At 62.1% G+C, this 17203-nt stretch carries 15 protein-coding genes; 4 read left to right on the plus strand and 11 right to left on the minus strand.

The annotated features are described in order from the left end of the window. The 3 genes from J2X71_RS06970 to J2X71_RS06980 form a co-directional block, all read right to left on the minus strand. The gene (locus tag J2X71_RS06970; protein WP_310380456.1) at positions 1 to 957 is read right to left on the minus strand and encodes an ABC transporter permease; all 957 of its coding nucleotides are present in this window, start codon (positions 955 to 957) and stop codon (positions 1 to 3) included. Beyond that, entirely contained in the window at positions 954 to 1973 is a 1020-nt protein-coding gene (locus tag J2X71_RS06975) for an ABC transporter permease (protein WP_310380458.1), read from the minus strand. Before J2X71_RS06975 ends, J2X71_RS06970 begins: the two co-directional genes overlap by 4 nt. Before the next feature lie 72 nt (positions 1974 to 2045). Next, a complete protein-coding gene (locus tag J2X71_RS06980) occupies positions 2046 to 3071 on the minus strand; it encodes a sugar ABC transporter substrate-binding protein (RefSeq protein ID WP_310380460.1) in 1026 nt (341 codons plus the stop codon). Between the two features lie 151 nt (positions 3072 to 3222). On the opposite strand from J2X71_RS06980, the gene J2X71_RS06985 reads away from it, so the two are divergent. Both J2X71_RS06985 and J2X71_RS06990 read left to right on the plus strand, forming a co-directional pair. Further along, positions 3223 to 4212, plus strand: coding sequence for an alpha/beta hydrolase (locus J2X71_RS06985; protein ID WP_310380462.1), 990 nt, complete (start codon positions 3223 to 3225; stop codon positions 4210 to 4212). After that, positions 4184 to 5200: a GntR family transcriptional regulator gene (locus J2X71_RS06990; protein ID WP_310380464.1), complete on the plus strand. Its 1017-nt coding sequence runs from the start codon at positions 4184 to 4186 to the stop codon at positions 5198 to 5200. The genes J2X71_RS06985 and J2X71_RS06990 overlap by 29 nt, the downstream gene beginning before the upstream one ends. A gap of 22 nt (positions 5201 to 5222) precedes the next feature. Here J2X71_RS06990 and J2X71_RS06995 read toward each other — a convergent pair whose 3' ends face one another. The 8 genes from J2X71_RS06995 to J2X71_RS07030 all read right to left on the minus strand — a co-directional run bounded on the left by J2X71_RS06995 (position 5223) and on the right by J2X71_RS07030 (position 14351). After that, on the minus strand, positions 5223 to 6518 hold the full coding sequence (locus tag J2X71_RS06995; protein ID WP_310380466.1) for an amidohydrolase family protein: 1296 nt from the start codon (positions 6516 to 6518) through the stop codon (positions 5223 to 5225). Positions 6519 to 6555: 37 nt separating this feature from the next. Then, complete coding sequence (locus J2X71_RS07000; RefSeq protein WP_310380468.1) at positions 6556 to 7500, minus strand: ABC transporter permease; 945 nt, start codon at positions 7498 to 7500, stop codon at positions 6556 to 6558. After that, positions 7497 to 8546 carry an ABC transporter permease gene (locus J2X71_RS07005; RefSeq protein ID WP_310380470.1) on the minus strand — a complete coding sequence of 350 codons (1050 nt, stop codon included), beginning with the start codon at positions 8544 to 8546 and terminating at the stop codon, positions 7497 to 7499. Before J2X71_RS07005 ends, J2X71_RS07000 begins: the two co-directional genes overlap by 4 nt. Further along, positions 8536 to 10065 (minus strand): ABC transporter ATP-binding protein, encoded by a 1530-nt coding sequence (locus tag J2X71_RS07010; RefSeq protein ID WP_310380472.1) that lies wholly within the window; start codon positions 10063 to 10065, stop codon positions 8536 to 8538. Before J2X71_RS07010 ends, J2X71_RS07005 begins: the two co-directional genes overlap by 11 nt. Further along, complete coding sequence (locus J2X71_RS07015) at positions 10062 to 11510, minus strand: amidase (RefSeq protein ID WP_310380475.1); 1449 nt, start codon at positions 11508 to 11510, stop codon at positions 10062 to 10064. Before J2X71_RS07015 ends, J2X71_RS07010 begins: the two co-directional genes overlap by 4 nt. Before the next feature lie 12 nt (positions 11511 to 11522). After that, on the minus strand, positions 11523 to 12509 hold the full coding sequence (locus J2X71_RS07020; RefSeq protein ID WP_310380478.1) for a BMP family protein: 987 nt from the start codon (positions 12507 to 12509) through the stop codon (positions 11523 to 11525). A 141-nt stretch (positions 12510 to 12650) separates the two neighbouring features. Then, positions 12651 to 13427, minus strand: coding sequence for an SDR family oxidoreductase (locus J2X71_RS07025; RefSeq protein ID WP_310380479.1), 777 nt, complete (start codon positions 13425 to 13427; stop codon positions 12651 to 12653). A 33-nt stretch (positions 13428 to 13460) separates the two neighbouring features. Further along, on the minus strand, positions 13461 to 14351 hold the full coding sequence (locus J2X71_RS07030; protein ID WP_310380481.1) for an aldose 1-epimerase: 891 nt from the start codon (positions 14349 to 14351) through the stop codon (positions 13461 to 13463). 290 nt (positions 14352 to 14641) lie between these two features. Here J2X71_RS07030 and J2X71_RS07035 point away from each other — a divergent pair, with 290 nt between their 5' ends. Then, complete coding sequence (locus J2X71_RS07035; protein ID WP_310380483.1) at positions 14642 to 15625, plus strand: arabinose ABC transporter substrate-binding protein; 984 nt, start codon at positions 14642 to 14644, stop codon at positions 15623 to 15625. Positions 15626 to 15694: 69 nt separating this feature from the next. Then, on the plus strand, positions 15695 to 17200 hold the full coding sequence (araG, locus tag J2X71_RS07040) for an L-arabinose ABC transporter ATP-binding protein AraG (protein WP_310382157.1): 1506 nt from the start codon (positions 15695 to 15697) through the stop codon (positions 17198 to 17200). Positions 17201 to 17203 lie beyond the last annotated feature (3 nt).

Genomic DNA, 17203 nt, shown 5'->3' on the forward strand with positions numbered 1-17203 from the left:
TCAATCCTCCCCGACCCGGACTGCGCGGTAGCGGTTGATCCAGACGGCGGCGAGGATCAGCGCGCCGAGCAGGAAGGTCACCCAGTAGGGATCGACCGCCAGCAGCACCATGGCATTCTGGATCAGCCCGACCAGCAACACGGCGATGAGAGTGCCGAGAATGAAGATCGAGCCGCCGGCAAGGCTCGCTCCGCCGATGATCGGCGCCGCAAAGGAAATGACCACCCAATCTGCGCCGATCGTCGGCTGCGCTGAGCCGAGCTGGGCGACGGCGAGCACGCCGGCAGTTGCGGCCAGCAGGCCGGAAAGCACATGCGCCATGATCGTCGCGCGGGCGACCGAGATGCCCGAAAGCTCCGCCGCATGGGCATTTCCTCCGACCGCCAGCATGTAGCGTCCCTCGACCGTGCGGGCAAAGAAGATGACGAGCAGCACGGTCACCACCAGTGGTACGATCAGCAGCAGCGGGAAGGGACCGAGGCGTCCATTGCCGAAGGCGACGAAGGCCGGCGACAGATTGTAGAAGGGAATGGCCTTGGTGATGCCGAGATTGATGCCGGCAAAGGCTGATCCGGTCGCGAGTGTGACGATGAAGCCGTTGATGCCGGTGCGCACCGTCAGCCAGCCATTGATAAAACCGGCAAGACCGCCGAAGGCGAGGCCGACAATGATTGCGGCGATGGCCGGCAGTCCCCAGACATCCATAAGTCCGCCGGTCACGACAGCGACGAGCCCGCCGAGCGCCCCGACGGAAAGGTTCATCTGGCCGACGCCCAGCATGACCATCTGGCTGAAGGCGACGAGCAGCGATACGCAGATGCTGCGCAGCATGACGAACCAATTGAATTCCGTCATGAATGCGGGGGAGGCGAAGGCGAGCGCGATGCCGCCGGCGATGACGCCGACCAGGATGCCGGACCATTGTGTCCTTGCGGCAAGGGAAATCAGCGTCTTCATGCGCGCCTCGTCTGTTCGCGGATTGCGAGCTTCGTCCGGTAGCGTTCGAACAGGATCGCCGAGAGCAGGAAGATGCCGAGGAAGAGCTGCAGCCAGAAATTCCCGACCTGCAGCACCAGCAGGCCGCTGCGGATGGTCGCGACCAGCATTGCACCGAGGATCGTACCAACCACCGACACCATTCCGCCGGCAAGCGCCGTGCCGCCGATGACGGGGGCAAGGAAAGAGGGCAGCAGCCAATCGTCGCCGGCAACGCCGGGCATGGCCGCTGACAGTCGTGACGTCAGCATCAAGGCTGCTGCTGCGGCCAGCATTCCCGAGAGCACATGCACGAAGACGGTAATCCGTCCGACAGGGACGCCCGACATTTCCGCCGTGCGCGCATTGGCACCAACAGCCAGGATCTGCCGGCCGAGCACGGTATGCTTGAAGAGCATGTAGAGCAGGGCGCCGATGAAAAGTGCTACGACCGCCAGCGACGGCACCGGACCGATGCCACTGCGGCCGAAGGCGCCGAAACTCGCCGGCAAACCGTTCAGCGGCACGCCCTTGGTGAAGATCAGCATGCCGCCGGAAAACAGGCTGGCGCTGGCGAGCGTCACGATGAAGCTGTTGACGCCGGTCTTGACGATCGCAAGCCCATTCAGCGCGCCGAGAAGGCCGCCGAAGGCGAGCGTCAGGATGATCGCAAGCGGAATGGGCAGGCCTGCCGTCTGCATCAGATAGCCCGCAGCCATGACGGAGCAGACACCGATCGCGCCGACTGAGAGGTTCATGCCGCCGGTCGCCAGCACTACCATCTGCGCGAAACCGACGACGACATCGATCGCGACCGAGCGGCCCATGGAATTCAGGTTGAAGCGCGACAGGAAGCCCGGCGCCAAGCTGGTGAAGACGGCCCACAGGATCAGAAGGATGATCAGCAGGCCGAGCTGCGCGGGCCCCCTGGTCAGCAATCCCAGCAGGCTGTGTCTGCCTGCATCTGGGACGGGGCTATCATTGTCGATGGGTGCCATGCGCTGGGATGACCGGTCTCGTGGAACAGGAATGATCGGGCGCAGGGCAGATTCGACCCCGCGCCGCTCTCGTTATTTGCAGGAGAGGTAGGTGTCCTTGAAACTCCCCTGCAGTTTCTTCGTCAGCGCCTTCAGATCGTCCTTGTAGCTGTCGACGTTCTTTTCCGAGATCAGCAGCGTGCCGGAATCGACGAAATGCGCCGTCTGAGGTGTGGCGATCCAAGGGGCGTCCGCCTTCACGCTGCAGCCTGCTGCCATCTGGTCGAGCACATAGGCGCCGATATAGGCCTGGCCATAGGGGTTCTGCGCCATGGTGCCGGCAACGAAACCGTCGCGGATGCCGTCAAGGATGATCTTGTCATCGTCGATGCCGACAAGCTTGATCTTCTTGTCGCCAAGGTTCTTGAGCGCGGTCGCAGCCACGACTGAGGAAATATAGCCGGTGGCGATCAGGCCGTTGATCTTGTCCTTTTGCGCGGCAAGCAGGGCATTGATCTTCTGGTCGCCCTGTTCCTGGCTGTCGGTATCGCCGACCGTCTGCAGCAGGGTGACGGCGCCATTTGTCTCGCCGACGGCCTTTTCGACCGCCTTGACGCGCAGCGTCGTATTCGGGTCGACGAGCAGGCCTGCGAGATGAACAATCGTGCCCTTGCCACCCATCGCCTCGATCAGCGCCTTGGTGCCGAGATAGGCCGATTGCGAAACATCGGTCGCCAGGCAAAGCCCGACATCGGTCGGATCCTGCGCGCAGCCGCCAAGTGCCACCGAGGGAATGCCGTTGCTCTTCATTTCCGACAATATGGCGTTGACGCCGACTGCGTCACCCGGAAACACGCCGAAGCCATTGGTACCCTGTGCCGCAAGGCTTTCCAGAAGCTCAGTCTGCGCCTCCAGCTTCCATTCGCTCGGCACTTTGTACTCGACTGCAGCGATGCCGAAATCCTTGGCGGCATCGGCGGCAGCCTGTTCCCATGGCGCGAAATAGGGGTGCGGACCGCCCGGAACCAGGGCGATCTTGTTGTCCGAGGCGAAAGCGCTGAGCGGCGCGACTGCCACGGAGCATGCAAGGCCTGCAGCAATGAGACTGCGAATTGTCATGACATCCTCCCGTTTTGGGCAAGTCCGGTCCTCTTCCAGCATTGCCATGTCCAATCGCTAACACGATCGAATATCGCATGCAATATTCGATTATTGACTTTTTTGTCATCTTCCCTTTCCATCGCACCAGGCAATCGGCGAGGAGGAGTTGATGGAGCCGCAAGAGAACGGGGCGCGTGTCGACCGATCGAGGCTTCTGCCGGAATATCGGACCATGCTGGAGGATCAGGACGCGCTTGGCGGAGCTGCGATGGAGACGCTCCCACCGCAACAGGCGCGCGCCGATTCCGAAATCCGGCTCGCCCTTCATTGGGGCGCGAAGGACGCGGTCTCCGGCATTGAGGATGTCGAGATTCCAAGCGGCGACGTCAGGCTGAAGGCGCGGCTCTACCGCGTGGCCGGCACCACGCGGACCATGTTGTTCTTCCATGGCGGTGGCTGGATGGTCGGCAGCATCGAGACCCATGACGGGCCGGTTCGCACGCTCGCCAATGCCGCCCACGCCAATGTGCTGTCTGTCGAATACCGCAAGGCGCCGGAAGCGCCGTTTCCGGCGGCCTTCGAGGACGCCGAGACGGCACTTCTCTGGCTTCAGGAAAATGGCGAAGCGCTTGCACTCGATGCAGGCAAGGTGATCCTTGCGGGCGACAGCGCCGGCGCCAGTCTTTCCGCATCGCTTGCGATCCGGGCGCGCGATCTCGCCATCCCGATTGCCGGGCAGGCTTTGATTTTTCCGGCTACCGATCTCTCCGGCACGACACAAAGCCGCCAGGAATTCGCGAACGGCTTTTCCCTGCAACAGTCGACGATGATCTGGTTTGCGGAACATTATCTTTCGGGCGACACGCTACCCTCCGACCCTCGCGTCTCGCCGCTGCTCGCCAGTGATCTTTCGCACCTGGCACCAACCCTGCTGATCACCGCTGACCACGATCCGCTGCGTGACGAGGGCCGCGCTTATGCACAGCGCTTGATTGCTGCCGGAAATGACGTCTGTTACGAGGAGTGGCAGGGAACCATCCATGGTTTCTTCATCATGGATCGTGCAGGAAAAACCGCCCGCAAACTGATCGGGCGCATCGGGAAATGGGCAGACGGCCTTTGGAACAGACATGACGATGGCAAGCGGGGTGGAGGCTGAAACCGCAGCCACGGCTGTGCGGTCCGAGCCGATCTATTTGACGATCTATCAGGTTCTTCGTGACCATCTGGAGCGGGGTGCGCTGGAGCCTGGCCTCATTCTCGGGCAGGCAAGCATTGCGCGCGCCTTCAATGTCAGCCGTATTCCAGCCGGTATCGCGCTGGCGCGGCTCCTGTCGGAAGGCCTGATCCGGACCTTCGAAGGGCGTGGTTATGTCGTTCCGGGCGGCGAGCCGCAGCGCGGCGACCTTTTTGCTGCGGGCCTCGACCTGCCGCATTCGCTGACCGTACCGGTCGTCAACCGCCGGGAGCAGATCTATCCGGAAGTCGAGCATGCCGTTGCCGTCTGTCTTGCCTATGGCCGTTTTCTGTTGAACGAGACAGCACTTGCCCAGCACTACGACGTCAGCCGTACCATCGCCCATGAAGTGCTGACCCAGCTTGAGCGCAGCGGCATCATCGAACAGGACAGCAATAACCGCTGGTATGCCGGCCCACTCAGCGCCAAGGTCTTCCGCCATCACTATGACATGCGCCGCCTGCTGGAGCCGGAAGCCCTGCGCCAGGCCTATCCTTTCCTTGAGAAGGAAAACCTCGAAGAACGGCGACACAGGCTGAAATCGCTGGGTCCCTATCCGCAGGCGCCGGAAATGCTGGAGCGGGCCGAAGCCGACCTGCATCTCGATTCACTCGCGCCCTGCCCCAATACGGTGCTTCTTGCGGCCGTGCGCCGCAGTCAGCGCGTCCTCATCGCCACCCACTCGACCTTCGCCAATTTCCGCACCGAAGCGGAAATTTCCATGATGATATCGGAGCATACGCGCGTTTATGACGCGCTGCTCGCCGGCGATATCGAGAAGGCCCGCGTAGCACTTGCAGATCACCTGCGCCGGGCGCTGGACCCCAACCTGAAGATCCTCCAGCACTTGCCCGCCATGCCCTCAGGCCTGACGCCACCCTATCTGATCCAGGTCAAGGGCGAACGCTGAGCGTGCGCACCCAAGAAGAGGTCTAGGCGCCGGGGACGATTGGTGCATAGGCAGCCCCGTCAACCGTTGCCGGGCGCCCGGCAAGATGCAGTTCAGCAATCCGCGGAGCCGAACGCGCGATGACCTTGCCGCGGCGGATGACGGCCAGCCGGTTCGCCTTCAGCCTGAGCGCTTCCACCGGATCGTGCGCCTGCAGGATGACGAGATCGGCATTCCTGCCCTTTTCCAGGCCGTAGCCTTCGAGGCCCATGGTTTTGGCAGAGTTGATCGTCAGCGCATCGAAGATCTTCTTCTTGTCCTCGATGCCGGCCATCTGCGCCACGTGGATCGCCATATGGCCGACCTCTAGCATGTCGCCGGAGCCCATGGAGTACCAGGGGTCCATCACGCAGTCATGGCCGAAGGAGACGTTGAGGCCGGCTTCCATCAGTTCGCGCACCCGCGTCATGCCGCGCCGCTTCGGATAAGTGTCGTGGCGGCCCTGCAGCATGATGTTGATCAGCGGATTGGGAATGACGTTGATCTCCGCCTCCGCCATCAGCGGAATGAGCTTGGAGACGTAATAATTGTCCATCGAATGCATGGACGTCAGGTGCGAGCCGGCAACGCGACCCTGCAGACCGAAACGCACCGTCTCTGCTGCCAGCGTCTCGATATGGCGTGACAGCGGATCGTCGGTTTCATCGCAATGCATGTCGACGGGCAGGCCACGATCGGCAGCGATGCGGCAAAGAGCTGCGACGGAGGCCGCACCATCAGCCATGGTGCGTTCGAAATGTGGAATGCCGCCGACGATGTCGAGGCCCATGTCGAGGGAGCGGTTCAGAGCGTCAACACCGCCTGGCGAACGATAATAGCCATCTTGCGGAAAGGCGACGAGCTGCAGGTCGATATAGGGGGCGACTTTCTCGCGCACCTCGATCAGCGCTTCAGCAGTCACCAGCCTGGGATCGCTGGTATCGACGTGGCTACGGATGGCGAGAAGCCCCTGCGAGACGGCGAGATCGCAATAGCGCAGCGCCCGCTCCACGAGCGCCTCGCGGGTCAGGATCGGCCGCAGTTCACCCCAGAGCGCAATCCCCTCCAGCAGCGTGCCGGAGCGGTTCATGCGCGGTAGGCCAAGCGAGAGCGTTGCATCCATATGAAAATGCGGATCGACGAAAGGCGGGCTGACGAGCCTTCCCGTCGCATCGATCTCCTCGGCCGCCTCGGCTTCGATCCTGGAAGCGACCTCGGCGATCTTGCCCTTCTGAATGGCGATATCGATGCCGCTGCGGCCATCGGGAAGATTTGCGTTTTTGATGATCAGGTCAAACATGGCGGCACCGGTCTGTTGAGGATTTTGAACATGGCAATCAGCGCTCGCCGCGGCGATAGGGCTGCATCAGCGCCTGCGGCACGCGGGCGCGCCGCGCCATCACGGCAAGGGCTGCGATCGACAGGAGATAGGGCGTCATCAAGAAAAGCTGATAGGGCACATACCCTCCCAGCACCGTCTGCAGTCTCAGCTGAAAGGCATCGAAGAAGGCAAAGAGCAGGGCGCCGAAGAGGGCCCGGCCCGGCCGCCAGGAGGCGAAGACCACGAGCGCGATGGAAATCCAGCCGCGTCCCTGGACCATGGTTGGGAAGAAGCTGTTGAAGGCTGCGAGCGTCAGGAAGGCGCCGCCGACGGCCATCAGCGCGCTTCCGGCAATGATTGCGCCATAGCGGATCCTGATCGGATTGATGCCTTGGGCTTCCGCCGCATGCGGATTTTCGCCGGTCATACGGATCGTCAGGCCAAGTGGTGTGCGGAAGATCAGATAGCCCATCGCAAGCGCCAGGAAGATCGCCAGATAAGTCGGCGCCGTCTGTGCAAAGAGGGCAGGGCCGAGGAAGCGCAAGCCAGAGAGAAGCGGGATGTCGAGCGGTTGGAAGGGCACAATCGTCGGTGGGGTGCCGGCAAGCGGCACGACCAGGCGGAAGACGAAATAACTGAGGCTGGAGGCAAAGAGCGTGATGCCAAGGCCCGTGACATGCTGCGAGAGGCCGAGCGTCACGGTCAAAAGCGCATGCAGCAGACCGAAGACCGCACCGGCGAGCGCCGCAACCAGAATGCCGGTCCAGAGATCGGCGCCGTGGAAGACGGCGAGCCAGCCGATCATCGCCCCGAAGGTCATGATGCCTTCGATGCCGAGATTGAGCACACCCGCCCTTTCGCAGAGCAGCGCGCCGAGCGTGCCGAAGATCAGCGGTGTCGCGATGCGCAGCACAGCGGCCCAGAGGCCCGCGGATGAGACAATGTCGATGAGAGCCATCATCTGCGGATCCTGTATTGGGTGAAGAACAGGGCAATAAGCATGGTGAGCAGCGAGACGGCCACGGTCACGTCTGCGATATAGGTCGGTATGCCGAGCGCCCGGCTCATGCCGTCGGCGCCGACGAACATGGTGGCGGTGAAGAGGGCGGCGAGGATCACGCCGATCGGGTGCAGGTTGGCGAGCATGGCGACGATGATGCCGGAATAGCCGAACCCGGGCGACAGATCCGTCGTCACATAGCCCTTCACGCCCATCACCTCGATTGCGCCGGCAAGACCCGCCAGCCCTCCGGAAAGGCAGGCGACCTTCACCAACGTCATGGCGAGCGGCACGCCGGCAAAGGCGGCGCCGGCGGGATTGAGGCCGGCTGCGCGTGAGCGCAGGCCAAAGACGGTGCGTGACTGGAGGAGGTGAACGGCGAGCGCAATGACGATGGCGATGATGAAGCCGACATGCAGCCGCGAACGCGCCACCAGCTTCGGTAGCAGCGCATGATCGCTAACCGGCATGGATTGCGGCCAGCCGAAGGCGAGCGGATCCTTTAAGACACCATCGATCAGCATGGAAACGAAGAGCAGGGCGACGAAATTCAAAAGCAGGCTGGTCACCACTTCATCGACGGAAAAGCGCAGCCGCAGCCACAGCGGCACGAGGATCAGCACCATGCCGGCGACGGCGCCCGCAATCAGCAAGGCGGGGATAAGCAACGCTGCGGGCAGTCCGGCCAAGAGCTTGGAGCCGAGTGCGGCAACTGTAATGGCGCCAAGATAGAACTGGCCTTCGGCGCCGATATTCCAGAGCCGGGCGCGGAAGGCGACGGCTGCGGCAAGGCCGGTCAGCATCAAGGGTGTGGCCCGCGTTAGCGTCTCCGTCGCCGAAAGCCGCGTGCCGAAGGCGCCGGTGAGGATGCGCCAATAGGCTTCGAACACGGGGGCGCCGGCAAGCGCAATCAGGATGCCGGCAATGGCGAGTGCGGCGATGACGGCGGCAATGGGCGCTGCCACGACCAGATAGAGCGGACGGTGATCGCGGCGTTCAAGACGCATGCTGGACCTCGGACGTCCATTCGCCTGACATCATCAGACCGAGTTTTCTGGGATCGGCACTTTCCGCATCGATGGGTGGCGACAGGCGCCCCTTGACGATCGCCTGGATGCGATCGGCAAGGCCGATCACCTCGTCCAGATCCTCTGATATCAGAAGCACGGCCGTGCCCTCCTTGCGTGCCTGCAATATCCTTGCATGGACGGCGGCGACGGCGCCCTCGTCGAGCCCGCGTGTCGGCTGCGCCGCAATCAGGATCTTCGGCCTGTCATGCAGGTTGCGACCGAGGATCAGTTTCTGCATGTTGCCACCTGACAGAAGCCGCGTGCGTGTCGTCGGGCCGCCACCGCGTATATCGAATTCTGCGATGATCTCCTGGGCGAAGGCCATGCCGGCCTTGCGGTCGACCAGCCCGTGACGCGAAAAGCGCGGCGCGGCGATGCGCTCCAGCACGGCATTTTCCCAGACAGCGAGTTCGCCGATCGCGCCTTCCTTGTTGCGATCCTCAGGTATGCGGCCGATGCCGGCGGTAATCAGGCTTTCGACGCCGATCTCGGTGACCGGCTGTCCGAACAGCAGGATCTCGCCGCTGCTCCAGCCGGCAAGTCCGCTGACGAGATGGCTGAGCGTCGCCTGGCCATTGCCGGAGACGCCGATAATGCCGAGCGTTTCGCCGGCATGAAGCTGCAAGCTGATATCCTTCAGCCGCTCCTGGCCGCCGTCGTAAACGGTGACGCCGACGGCTTCGAAGACGACAGCACCGGGCGTTGACGCCTCGCGCACCGGGCGCGTCACCCGCCTGCCGACCATGAGTTCTGCGAGCTCGGACTTGCTGGTCCGACCGGTCAGCCGTTCGGCAACGACCTTTCCGCTGCGCAGCACGACGACGCGGTCAGCTGCGCTGATCACCTCGTCCAGCTTGTGCGAGATGAAGATCAGCGACAGTCCGTGGCGGGCCATTCCCCTAAGCGTCTGGAAGAGGCGTTCCGCCTCGATATTGGTGAGGACCGCCGTCGGCTCGTCGAGGATCAGGATACGGGCGTCGTTATAGAGCGCCTTGAGGATTTCGACGCGCTGCTGTTCGCCGACCGAGAGATCGCCGAGCCGGGCATCGGGATTGACGTCGAGGCCGAAGCGCGAAGAGATCGACATCAGTTTAGCGCGGCCGGCCGCCTTCTCCGACTTCCAGGACCAGAGCTTTTCCGTTCCCGTCATGACGTTTTCGAGCACCGTCAGGTTCGGCGCCAGGGAAAAATGCTGGTGCACCATGCCGATGCCGGCCCGAATCGCCGCCCGCGGCCGGCCGGCCGGCAATTCGGTGCCCTCGATATGGATGGTTCCCGCATCCGGTACATAGTGGCCGAAGAGGATGCTCATCAATGTCGTCTTGCCGGCGCCGTTTTCGCCGAGCAGTGCCAGCACTTCGCCCTTGTCGAGGCTCAGCGAAATATCCTCATTGGCCTGGATGGCGCCAAAGCGCTTGCTGATGCCGGCAAGCTGAAGCACGGGAGCTGATGTCATGGGGCAAGTCCCGCAATGGCATGGGGATGGATCCAACGTTGCTCCGCTTCCAGCCGCGAGGCAAGGGCAAGCAACATGGGTTCCCCGCCCATCGGTGCCATTAGCTGAAGAGGAAGCGGCATTGCGTCCGCATCGTGTCCATAAGGCAGGGTCAGCGCCGGAAAGCCGGATATATTGGCAAGGCAGGCGAGCGGCGCAAAGCGCGCCATGCGGTTCAGATGCAGCTCCGTGTCGTGATGATCGGTCGGAAAAGAGCCGATCGGCAGCGGCGCTGTGGCAAGCATGGGTGCGAGCAGGCAATCGATGCCGTCGAACAGCCGCCAGAGATCATGGCTGACATGCGGCATGGCGCTGAGGGCCTGCCAGAGCGCGGTTGGCTCAAGTGCTGCCCCACGCGCCGCAAAGGCGGCGGTCAGCAGCTCAGCTTTCGAAACGTCGAGATGCAGGCTTTCGACGAGCCATGCCAGATTGATCGAAATGATATCTGCGAAAATGGCAGCACTTGCAGCGACGCTTGCTGCAAGCCGCTCCCATTCAACGGTGACGATCTCATGCCCGTCCTGTTCGAGGCTGCGGGCCGCGGCTTCGACGGCTTCCTGGCGTGCCGGCTCGGTGGGGAAATCGCTGCTGGTCTGCGTCAGCAGGCCGATGCGCAGGTGGAGTTTTTCGTTCTTCTCGAGGGCCGGTTCCGCATAGGGACCGGCGGGTTTTCCGCGCAAGGCTTCGAAGATCGCACCTGCGTCGCGAACGGAACGGCAGACGGCGAGCTCGCTGGCGATGCCGCCGAGATGATTGCCGAACCCCGGTCCGCCGGGAATGGCGCCGCGACTGGGCTTCAGGCCGACGAGCCCGCAGCATGCCGCGGGCACGCGGATCGAGCCGCCGGCATCCGTTGCATGGGCGATTGCGACGATACCGGCTGCGACGGCTGCGGCCGCACCGCCGGAAGAACCGCCTGCCATGCGGGAGGGATCGAGCGGATTGCGGCAGACAGGCCCGCGGGTCGGCTCGCTCGCAAGCGAGAGGCCAACTTCCGGGCTGGTGGTGAGGCCGAACAGCGTGAAGCCGGCCTGCCGGAAGCGCGCCGCCAGATCAGAATCAGCCGATGCGTCGAGCATCCCGTCGAAGAGCCGCGAGCCGGCGCGAACGGCCAGGCCCTTGAACGGGCCGCCGAGATCCTTGGCAAGCGCCGGCACGCCGGCAAAGCGCCTGATGGAAAAAGTCGCGTGATTGGCCCTGAATTCGTGGTCGAGCGCAGTGGCATTCGCCATGCCCAGCGCTTCGTCGAGATGACAGATCGCGCCAAGCGCCTCGTTGGCCCTGGCTGCTGAAATCGCCTGCTCCATCGCCTCGGCACAACCAAGTGCACCGCTCCCGATCCGGGCGGCGAGCGCAATCGCGTCGCCGCCCGGTATCGAGCCCTTGCTTGCATCAGTCCCGTTCATGCGGATGCCGGCTTATTTCGGCTCCTCGGGCATGATGGGCACTTCGAAGGCGCCGGACTTGATGGCGGCGCGCTTGGCTTCCATCGCCGCTTCGGCTTCCGCCGGTGCGACGCCCTTGACGTAGACGATATCGCTGCCGCCTTCCTTCATCAGGCCGAAGCGCGTGTAGTTGTTGCCGGTCGGCTTGCCGGCCTTCACATCGGCGATCGCGGCATTGAGGATCGGGCGGAAGCCCCAGATGGCGTTGGCAAAGACGGTCTCGGGATAACGCGGCGTGTAGTCGATCAGCGAGCCGACGGACTTGATGCCGCGCTCCTTGGCGGCGTCTGCCGTGCCGATACGTTCGCCGAACAGGATGTCGGCGCCAGCATCGATCTGGGCAAGTCCCGCTTCGCGCGCCTTCGGCGGATCGAAGAAAGTGCCGATGAAGGCAACGAGATGCTTGGCATCCGGGCGGACTTCCTTCACGCCGGCCGCAAAGGCGTTCATCAGCATGTTGACCTCGGGGATCGGCAGTGCGCCGACCGAGCCGACAACGCCGGATTTCGTCATCTTGCCGGCCAGCATGCCGGCGAGGTAGGCGCCGTCATGGTTCCAGGTGCCGAAGACGCCGAAATTATCGCCTGATGCTTCGCCGCTCGAACCCAGCATGAAAGCGGTCTTCGGATAGTCGGCGGCAACCTGGCGGGCTTCCCGCTCGACGGCATAGGCCTCGCCGACGATGAGCGCGTTTCCCTGCTCGGCATATTCGCGCATGGCGCGCGGATAGTCTGTGCCCGAGACTCCTTCGGAGAAGACGTATTCGATCACGCCTTCGGAAGCGGCATCCTGCAGCGCCTTGTGCAGACAGGAATTCCAGGCATTTTCCACCGGCGAGGCATGAATGCCGGCGACTTTGAGTTTTTCCTGCGCCCAGAGCTTGGGTGCGAAGGCGGTCGCGCCGAGCGCCATGCCGGAAGCGAGCACCGTGCGGCGCGTGATAGTGATCTGATTTTTCATGAGTTCCCCTCTTTTTTACCAGATGGATAAAACTCTATGGATCGCCCAAAATTGTGTCAAGTAATGCTGCTGCGCAAAAACTAGACAATAGCGGTGAGCGCCTGCACTCTGAGGCCATGGAGAGAGGGAAAGGGCCTTCTATTATTGGTGCTGCATAACGCTCAAGCCGCCGTCGATCGTCAGGCAGGTGGCATTCATGAAGGTGCATTCGTCCGAGATCATGAAGACTGCGGCCATGGCGATTTCCTGCGGCGTGGCGATACGCCCGCCCGGATGCAGCTTCATCGTTTCGGCCCTGGCCTTTTCCGGATCCGCAAAACTGTTCCAGTAATCGATGACCTTCTGGGTCGAGACATAGCCGGGCGCAATCGCATTCACCCGCACGTTTTGGGGTGCATATTCGATGCCGAGCGACTTGGTCATGCCGAGCAGCGCATGTTTGGCAAGCGGATAGGGGAAGGTGTGGGGAATGATGGTAAAGGCGTGCGTCGAGGCGATATTGAGGATCACCCCGCCTCCTTCCGAAATCATTTGCGGCAGAACCGAGCGGCAGCAGTGCCAGGCGCCCTTGAGATTGATGTCGAAGCAGCGCTGCCACTCTTCGTCCGTCGTCTGCAGAGGCTCGGCGAAGACGTTGACGCCGGCATTGTTGACGAGGGCATTGATGCTGCCGATCTGCTCTTCCGCCTTGGCAAAGGCCGCCTCAATAGCCGCAGCATCGGTGATGTCGGCAGCCTGATAGCCAAGCACGGTGCCCTTTGATGCGAGTGCTGTGGCTGTCTCTTCGAGCAGCGTTTCATCGCGGTCGACGAGGAAGAGGCGCGCGTCTTCGACCGCAAAAGCTTCGGCGATCGCCTGTCCAATCCCTTGCGCTGCGCCGGTGATGAAGACCCGTTTTCCGGAAAGGCGGTTTGGCATCGTCTGTTTCCTCTTTATGCTCGTTCTTGATGATCAGGAGATTTCGTGCGGCTGCATGCGGATCGAACCTTCCAGGCTTTCGCCCGGCTGCAAGATCTTGAGATCGCCAAACCCGGGAAGATTATGCCCGTTGGCGAGATGGGACATCGGTTCGAAGCAGAAATAGTCTCGGCGAAATCCGGGGTCGAAGCGCTCGTCCGACAGGAAGATGACCGCGTGGCGGAAGATCGGGTCCGCCGCCAGGTCAAGCGCCGCACGGCTCTCGGGCCAGGTAATGCGCGCACTACCGCTCCAGCCCTCAAAGCCGTTATTGATCCAGCGCCGCGGCAGGGGCGCGGGCTGCGAGAAATCGAGATCGGCAGGGATCTCGGCCGGTTCGCCTGGCAGCCAGCCCTCCGTCTCGGTCCAGAAGCGCTCTGCCTTGGCAAGAAGCATCGTCTGTTCCGTCAGCGGAAAGAACGGATGCCAACCGAGCCCGAAGGGCAGGGCCGCTTCACCGGTATTCTCCACGCTCATATGCAGCTTTAGCCCCTTGCCCGACAATCTGAAGCTCTGCTTCGCCTTATAACTAAAGGGCGAACCGTCCGCCTGGTGGCGGAAACCGATCTCAGCCTCTGTGGCACTCTCGGAAAGAACCGCCCAGTCGGCCAGCCAGCCATCTCCGTGGAGGTAGTGTGGGTCCCAGGACGTGTTCGGCTGAAGGCTGTAGGCGCGTCCTTCGAAATGGAAACGATTGCTCCTCACGCGATTGCCGAAGGGCACGAGCGGATAGCAGGCCGACGACCGTGCATCGGCATCATCGGCTGCCGGCCTCAGAAGCGGAATTTTCCGGCCATCCCGCATCCAGGAGAAATCAAGGAGCACACCGCCGGCCGTCGAGACACGGGCCGAAAGTGCACCGTCCTGCAAATCGATGATCGCCATGAAACAATGCCTTCCCCACGGATCAAGGCTGATCCGGACTGTGGCGGCACCCTATTATCGGTCGATTGATTGTCAATATAGATAGGATTTATTTTGCTTATCAGGCGGCGTTCTGGCCTAAGTTTCTGCTGATTTCAGCGAGATGCGCCGCACCAATATGAATTTAGTCGGCTTTTCACCCGCTGAATCGCATAAATAATCATACACAAATCTTGACTGGTATGATGTTTCTTTTTATTCAATGGCTGCTGCCGAGTGAGCGGCAGATCGAGATTTTAGGGAGAGAGATTATGCGCTTCTTCAAAGCAGCCATCCTCGCTGGCGCCTTTGCCGTTTTGGCCGCCGGCTCCGTCTTGGCGGAGGATGTCAAGATTGGTTTCATCGTGAAGCAGCCGGAAGAGCCCTGGTTCCAGGACGAATGGAAATTCGCCGACCAGGCCGCCAAGGAAAAGGGTTTCACCGTCGTCAAGATCGGTGCCGAAGATGGGGAGAAGGTCCAGTCGGCGATCGACAATCTCGGTGCGCAGGGCGCTCAGGGCTTCATCATCTGCACGCCTGACGTCAAGCTCGGCCCCGGCATCGTCGCCAAGGCCGCCGCCAACCAGCTTAAGCTGATGACGGTCGACGACCGTCTGGTGGGTGCCGATGGCAAGCCGCTGGAAGACGTGCCGCATATGGGCATTTCAGCTACCAAGATCGGAGAAGGCGTCGGCCAAGCAATCGTTGACGAAATAAAGAAGCGCGGCTGGGACATGAAGACTGTCGGCGCAATCCGCGTCTCCTACGACCAGCTTCCGACCGCCGTCGACCGTGTCGAAGGCGCAATCTCGGTGCTGAAGGCCGCCGGCTTCCCGGCTGAAAACATCTATGATGCGCCGCAGGCAAAGACCGATACGGAAGCGGCACTCAATGCCGCGACGACCGTTCTCAACAAGCATGCCGACGTGAAATATTGGGTCGCCTTCGGCCTTAACGACGAGGCCGTGCTCGGCGCAGTGCGTGCCTCTGAATCGGTCGGCATTCCCACCGACAACATGATCGGTGTGGGTATCGGTGGCGCGGAATCGGCGATCAACGAGTTCAAGAAGCCGTCTGCGACCGGCTTCTTCGGCACGGTCATCATCTCGCCGAAGCGTCACGGCTATGAAACCGCACTCGACATGTATGACTGGATTGCCAACGGCAAGGAGCCGGCAAAGGTGACGCTGACCTCTGGTTCGCTGGCGCTGCGCGGCGACTATGAAAAGGTTCGCAAGGACCTCGGCATCGAATAATCATCCTCTGATGATGATTTCATCCCGGCGGCATTTTCGGCCGCCGGGCATATTCTCGACGGAGCGATGATGGCTTTCCTCGAATTCAAAACCATTTCCAAGGGCTATCCGGGGGTCCAGGCGCTGTCCAACGTCTCCTTCGGCGTCGACAAGGGCGCCGTGCACGGGCTGATGGGCGAAAACGGCGCCGGCAAGTCCACCCTGATCCGCGTACTCTCGGGCCACCAGTCAGCCGATGAAGGCAGCATTCTCATCGATGGCCTCGAGCAGAAATACAGCTCCGTTCGCGATGCCTTCCATGCCGGCGTCATCGTCATCCATCAGGAGCTCCAGCTCGTTCCGGAACTGACGGTTGCCGAAAACCTCTGGCTTGGGCGCTTTCCCGGCAAGGCCGGCGTCATCAACGGCAAGACGTTGGTCGAAACCGTTCGCGCCAGGCTCGATGAGATCGGTATCGACGTCGATCCCTCGGCAAAAGTGTCTTCACTTTCGATTGGCGCCCGCCAGATGGTGGAGATCGCCAAGGCCGTCATGCTCGATGCGCGCGTCATCGCGCTCGACGAGCCGACCTCGTCGCTCTCGTCGCGCGAAAGCGAAATCCTGTTTTCCCTCATCGACAAGCTGAAGGCCAAGGGCACCGTTATCCTCTATGTCTCTCATCGCCTCGACGAGATCTTCCGGCTTTGCGACAGCCTGACCGTCCTGCGTGACGGCAAGCTCGCCGCCCACCACCCAAAAGTCGCCGAGACGACCCGCGAACAGATCATCGCCGAAATGGTCGGGCGCGAGATCAACAATATCTGGGGCTGGCGCGAACGCCCGCTCGGTGAGGTATGCCTCGAGGTTAAGGCCCTCTCCGGTTCCAAGCTCCGCACCCCAATCAGCTTTTCCGTCCGCAAGGGCGAAATCCTCGGCTTCTTCGGCCTGATCGGTGCCGGGCGAAGCGAAATGGCGCGCCTGCTCTATGGCGCCGACCACCGCCATCAGGGCAGTGTTGCGATTGATGGCGTGGCTGTCTCCCCAAGCAATCCGAAGGCGGCGATCAATGCCGGCATGGTTCTCTGCCCGGAAGACCGCAAGTTCGACGGCATCATTCAGGGCCGCTCGATCGAGGAAAATATCGCAATCTCCTCACGCCGGCATTTCTCGCCCTTCGGCGTTTTGAACCCGAAGAAGGAAGCTTCGGTTGCCGACCAGTTTATCGCCAAGCTCAGGGTGCGCACGCCCTCGCGCAAGCAGGACATCATCAATCTCTCCGGCGGTAACCAGCAGAAGGTCATTCTCGGCCGCTGGCTATCCGAGCAAGGCGTCAAGGTACTGGTCATCGACGAGCCGACGCGCGGCATCGATGTCGGCGCCAAGTCGGAAATCTATGAAATCCTCTACGAGCTTGCAGCCGGCGGCATGGCGATCGTCGTCATCTCCAGTGAGCTGCCCGAAGTCATGGGCATTTCCGATCGCATCATCGTCATGTGCCAGGGCCGCGTTGCCGCCGACGTGGCGCGCGCCGATTTCGACGAACGCAGCATTCTGACCGCGGCCCTCCCCGACAAGAATGCCGCCGGTACCATATAAATC

The sequence above is a fragment of the Rhizobium sp. 1399 genome, from assembly GCF_031455475.1.
Lineage (GTDB): Bacteria > Pseudomonadota > Alphaproteobacteria > Rhizobiales > Rhizobiaceae > Rhizobium.

What these genes read in the sequence shown, in the direction of transcription:
- J2X71_RS06970 (WP_310380456.1), bottom strand. Translation starts at nt 957, where the DNA reads ATGAAGACGCTGATTTCCCTTGCCGCAAGGACACAATGGTCCGGCATC.
- J2X71_RS06975 (WP_310380458.1), bottom strand. Translation starts at nt 1,973, where the DNA reads ATGGCACCCATCGACAATGATAGCCCCGTCCCAGATGCAGGCAGACAC.
- J2X71_RS06980 (WP_310380460.1), bottom strand. Translation starts at nt 3,071, where the DNA reads ATGACAATTCGCAGTCTCATTGCTGCAGGCCTTGCATGCTCCGTGGCA.
- J2X71_RS06985 (WP_310380462.1), top strand. Translation starts at nt 3,223, where the DNA reads ATGGAGCCGCAAGAGAACGGGGCGCGTGTCGACCGATCGAGGCTTCTG.
- J2X71_RS06990 (WP_310380464.1), top strand. Translation starts at nt 4,184, where the DNA reads ATGACGATGGCAAGCGGGGTGGAGGCTGAAACCGCAGCCACGGCTGTG.
- J2X71_RS06995 (WP_310380466.1), bottom strand. Translation starts at nt 6,518, where the DNA reads ATGTTTGACCTGATCATCAAAAACGCAAATCTTCCCGATGGCCGCAGC.
- J2X71_RS07000 (WP_310380468.1), bottom strand. Translation starts at nt 7,500, where the DNA reads ATGATGGCTCTCATCGACATTGTCTCATCCGCGGGCCTCTGGGCCGCT.
- J2X71_RS07005 (WP_310380470.1), bottom strand. Translation starts at nt 8,546, where the DNA reads ATGCGTCTTGAACGCCGCGATCACCGTCCGCTCTATCTGGTCGTGGCA.
- J2X71_RS07010 (WP_310380472.1), bottom strand. Translation starts at nt 10,065, where the DNA reads ATGACATCAGCTCCCGTGCTTCAGCTTGCCGGCATCAGCAAGCGCTTT.
- J2X71_RS07015 (WP_310380475.1), bottom strand. Translation starts at nt 11,510, where the DNA reads ATGAACGGGACTGATGCAAGCAAGGGCTCGATACCGGGCGGCGACGCG.
- J2X71_RS07020 (WP_310380478.1), bottom strand. Translation starts at nt 12,509, where the DNA reads ATGAAAAATCAGATCACTATCACGCGCCGCACGGTGCTCGCTTCCGGC.
- J2X71_RS07025 (WP_310380479.1), bottom strand. Translation starts at nt 13,427, where the DNA reads ATGCCAAACCGCCTTTCCGGAAAACGGGTCTTCATCACCGGCGCAGCG.
- J2X71_RS07030 (WP_310380481.1), bottom strand. Translation starts at nt 14,351, where the DNA reads ATGGCGATCATCGATTTGCAGGACGGTGCACTTTCGGCCCGTGTCTCG.
- J2X71_RS07035 (WP_310380483.1), top strand. Translation starts at nt 14,642, where the DNA reads ATGCGCTTCTTCAAAGCAGCCATCCTCGCTGGCGCCTTTGCCGTTTTG.
- araG (WP_310382157.1), top strand. Translation starts at nt 15,695, where the DNA reads ATGGCTTTCCTCGAATTCAAAACCATTTCCAAGGGCTATCCGGGGGTC.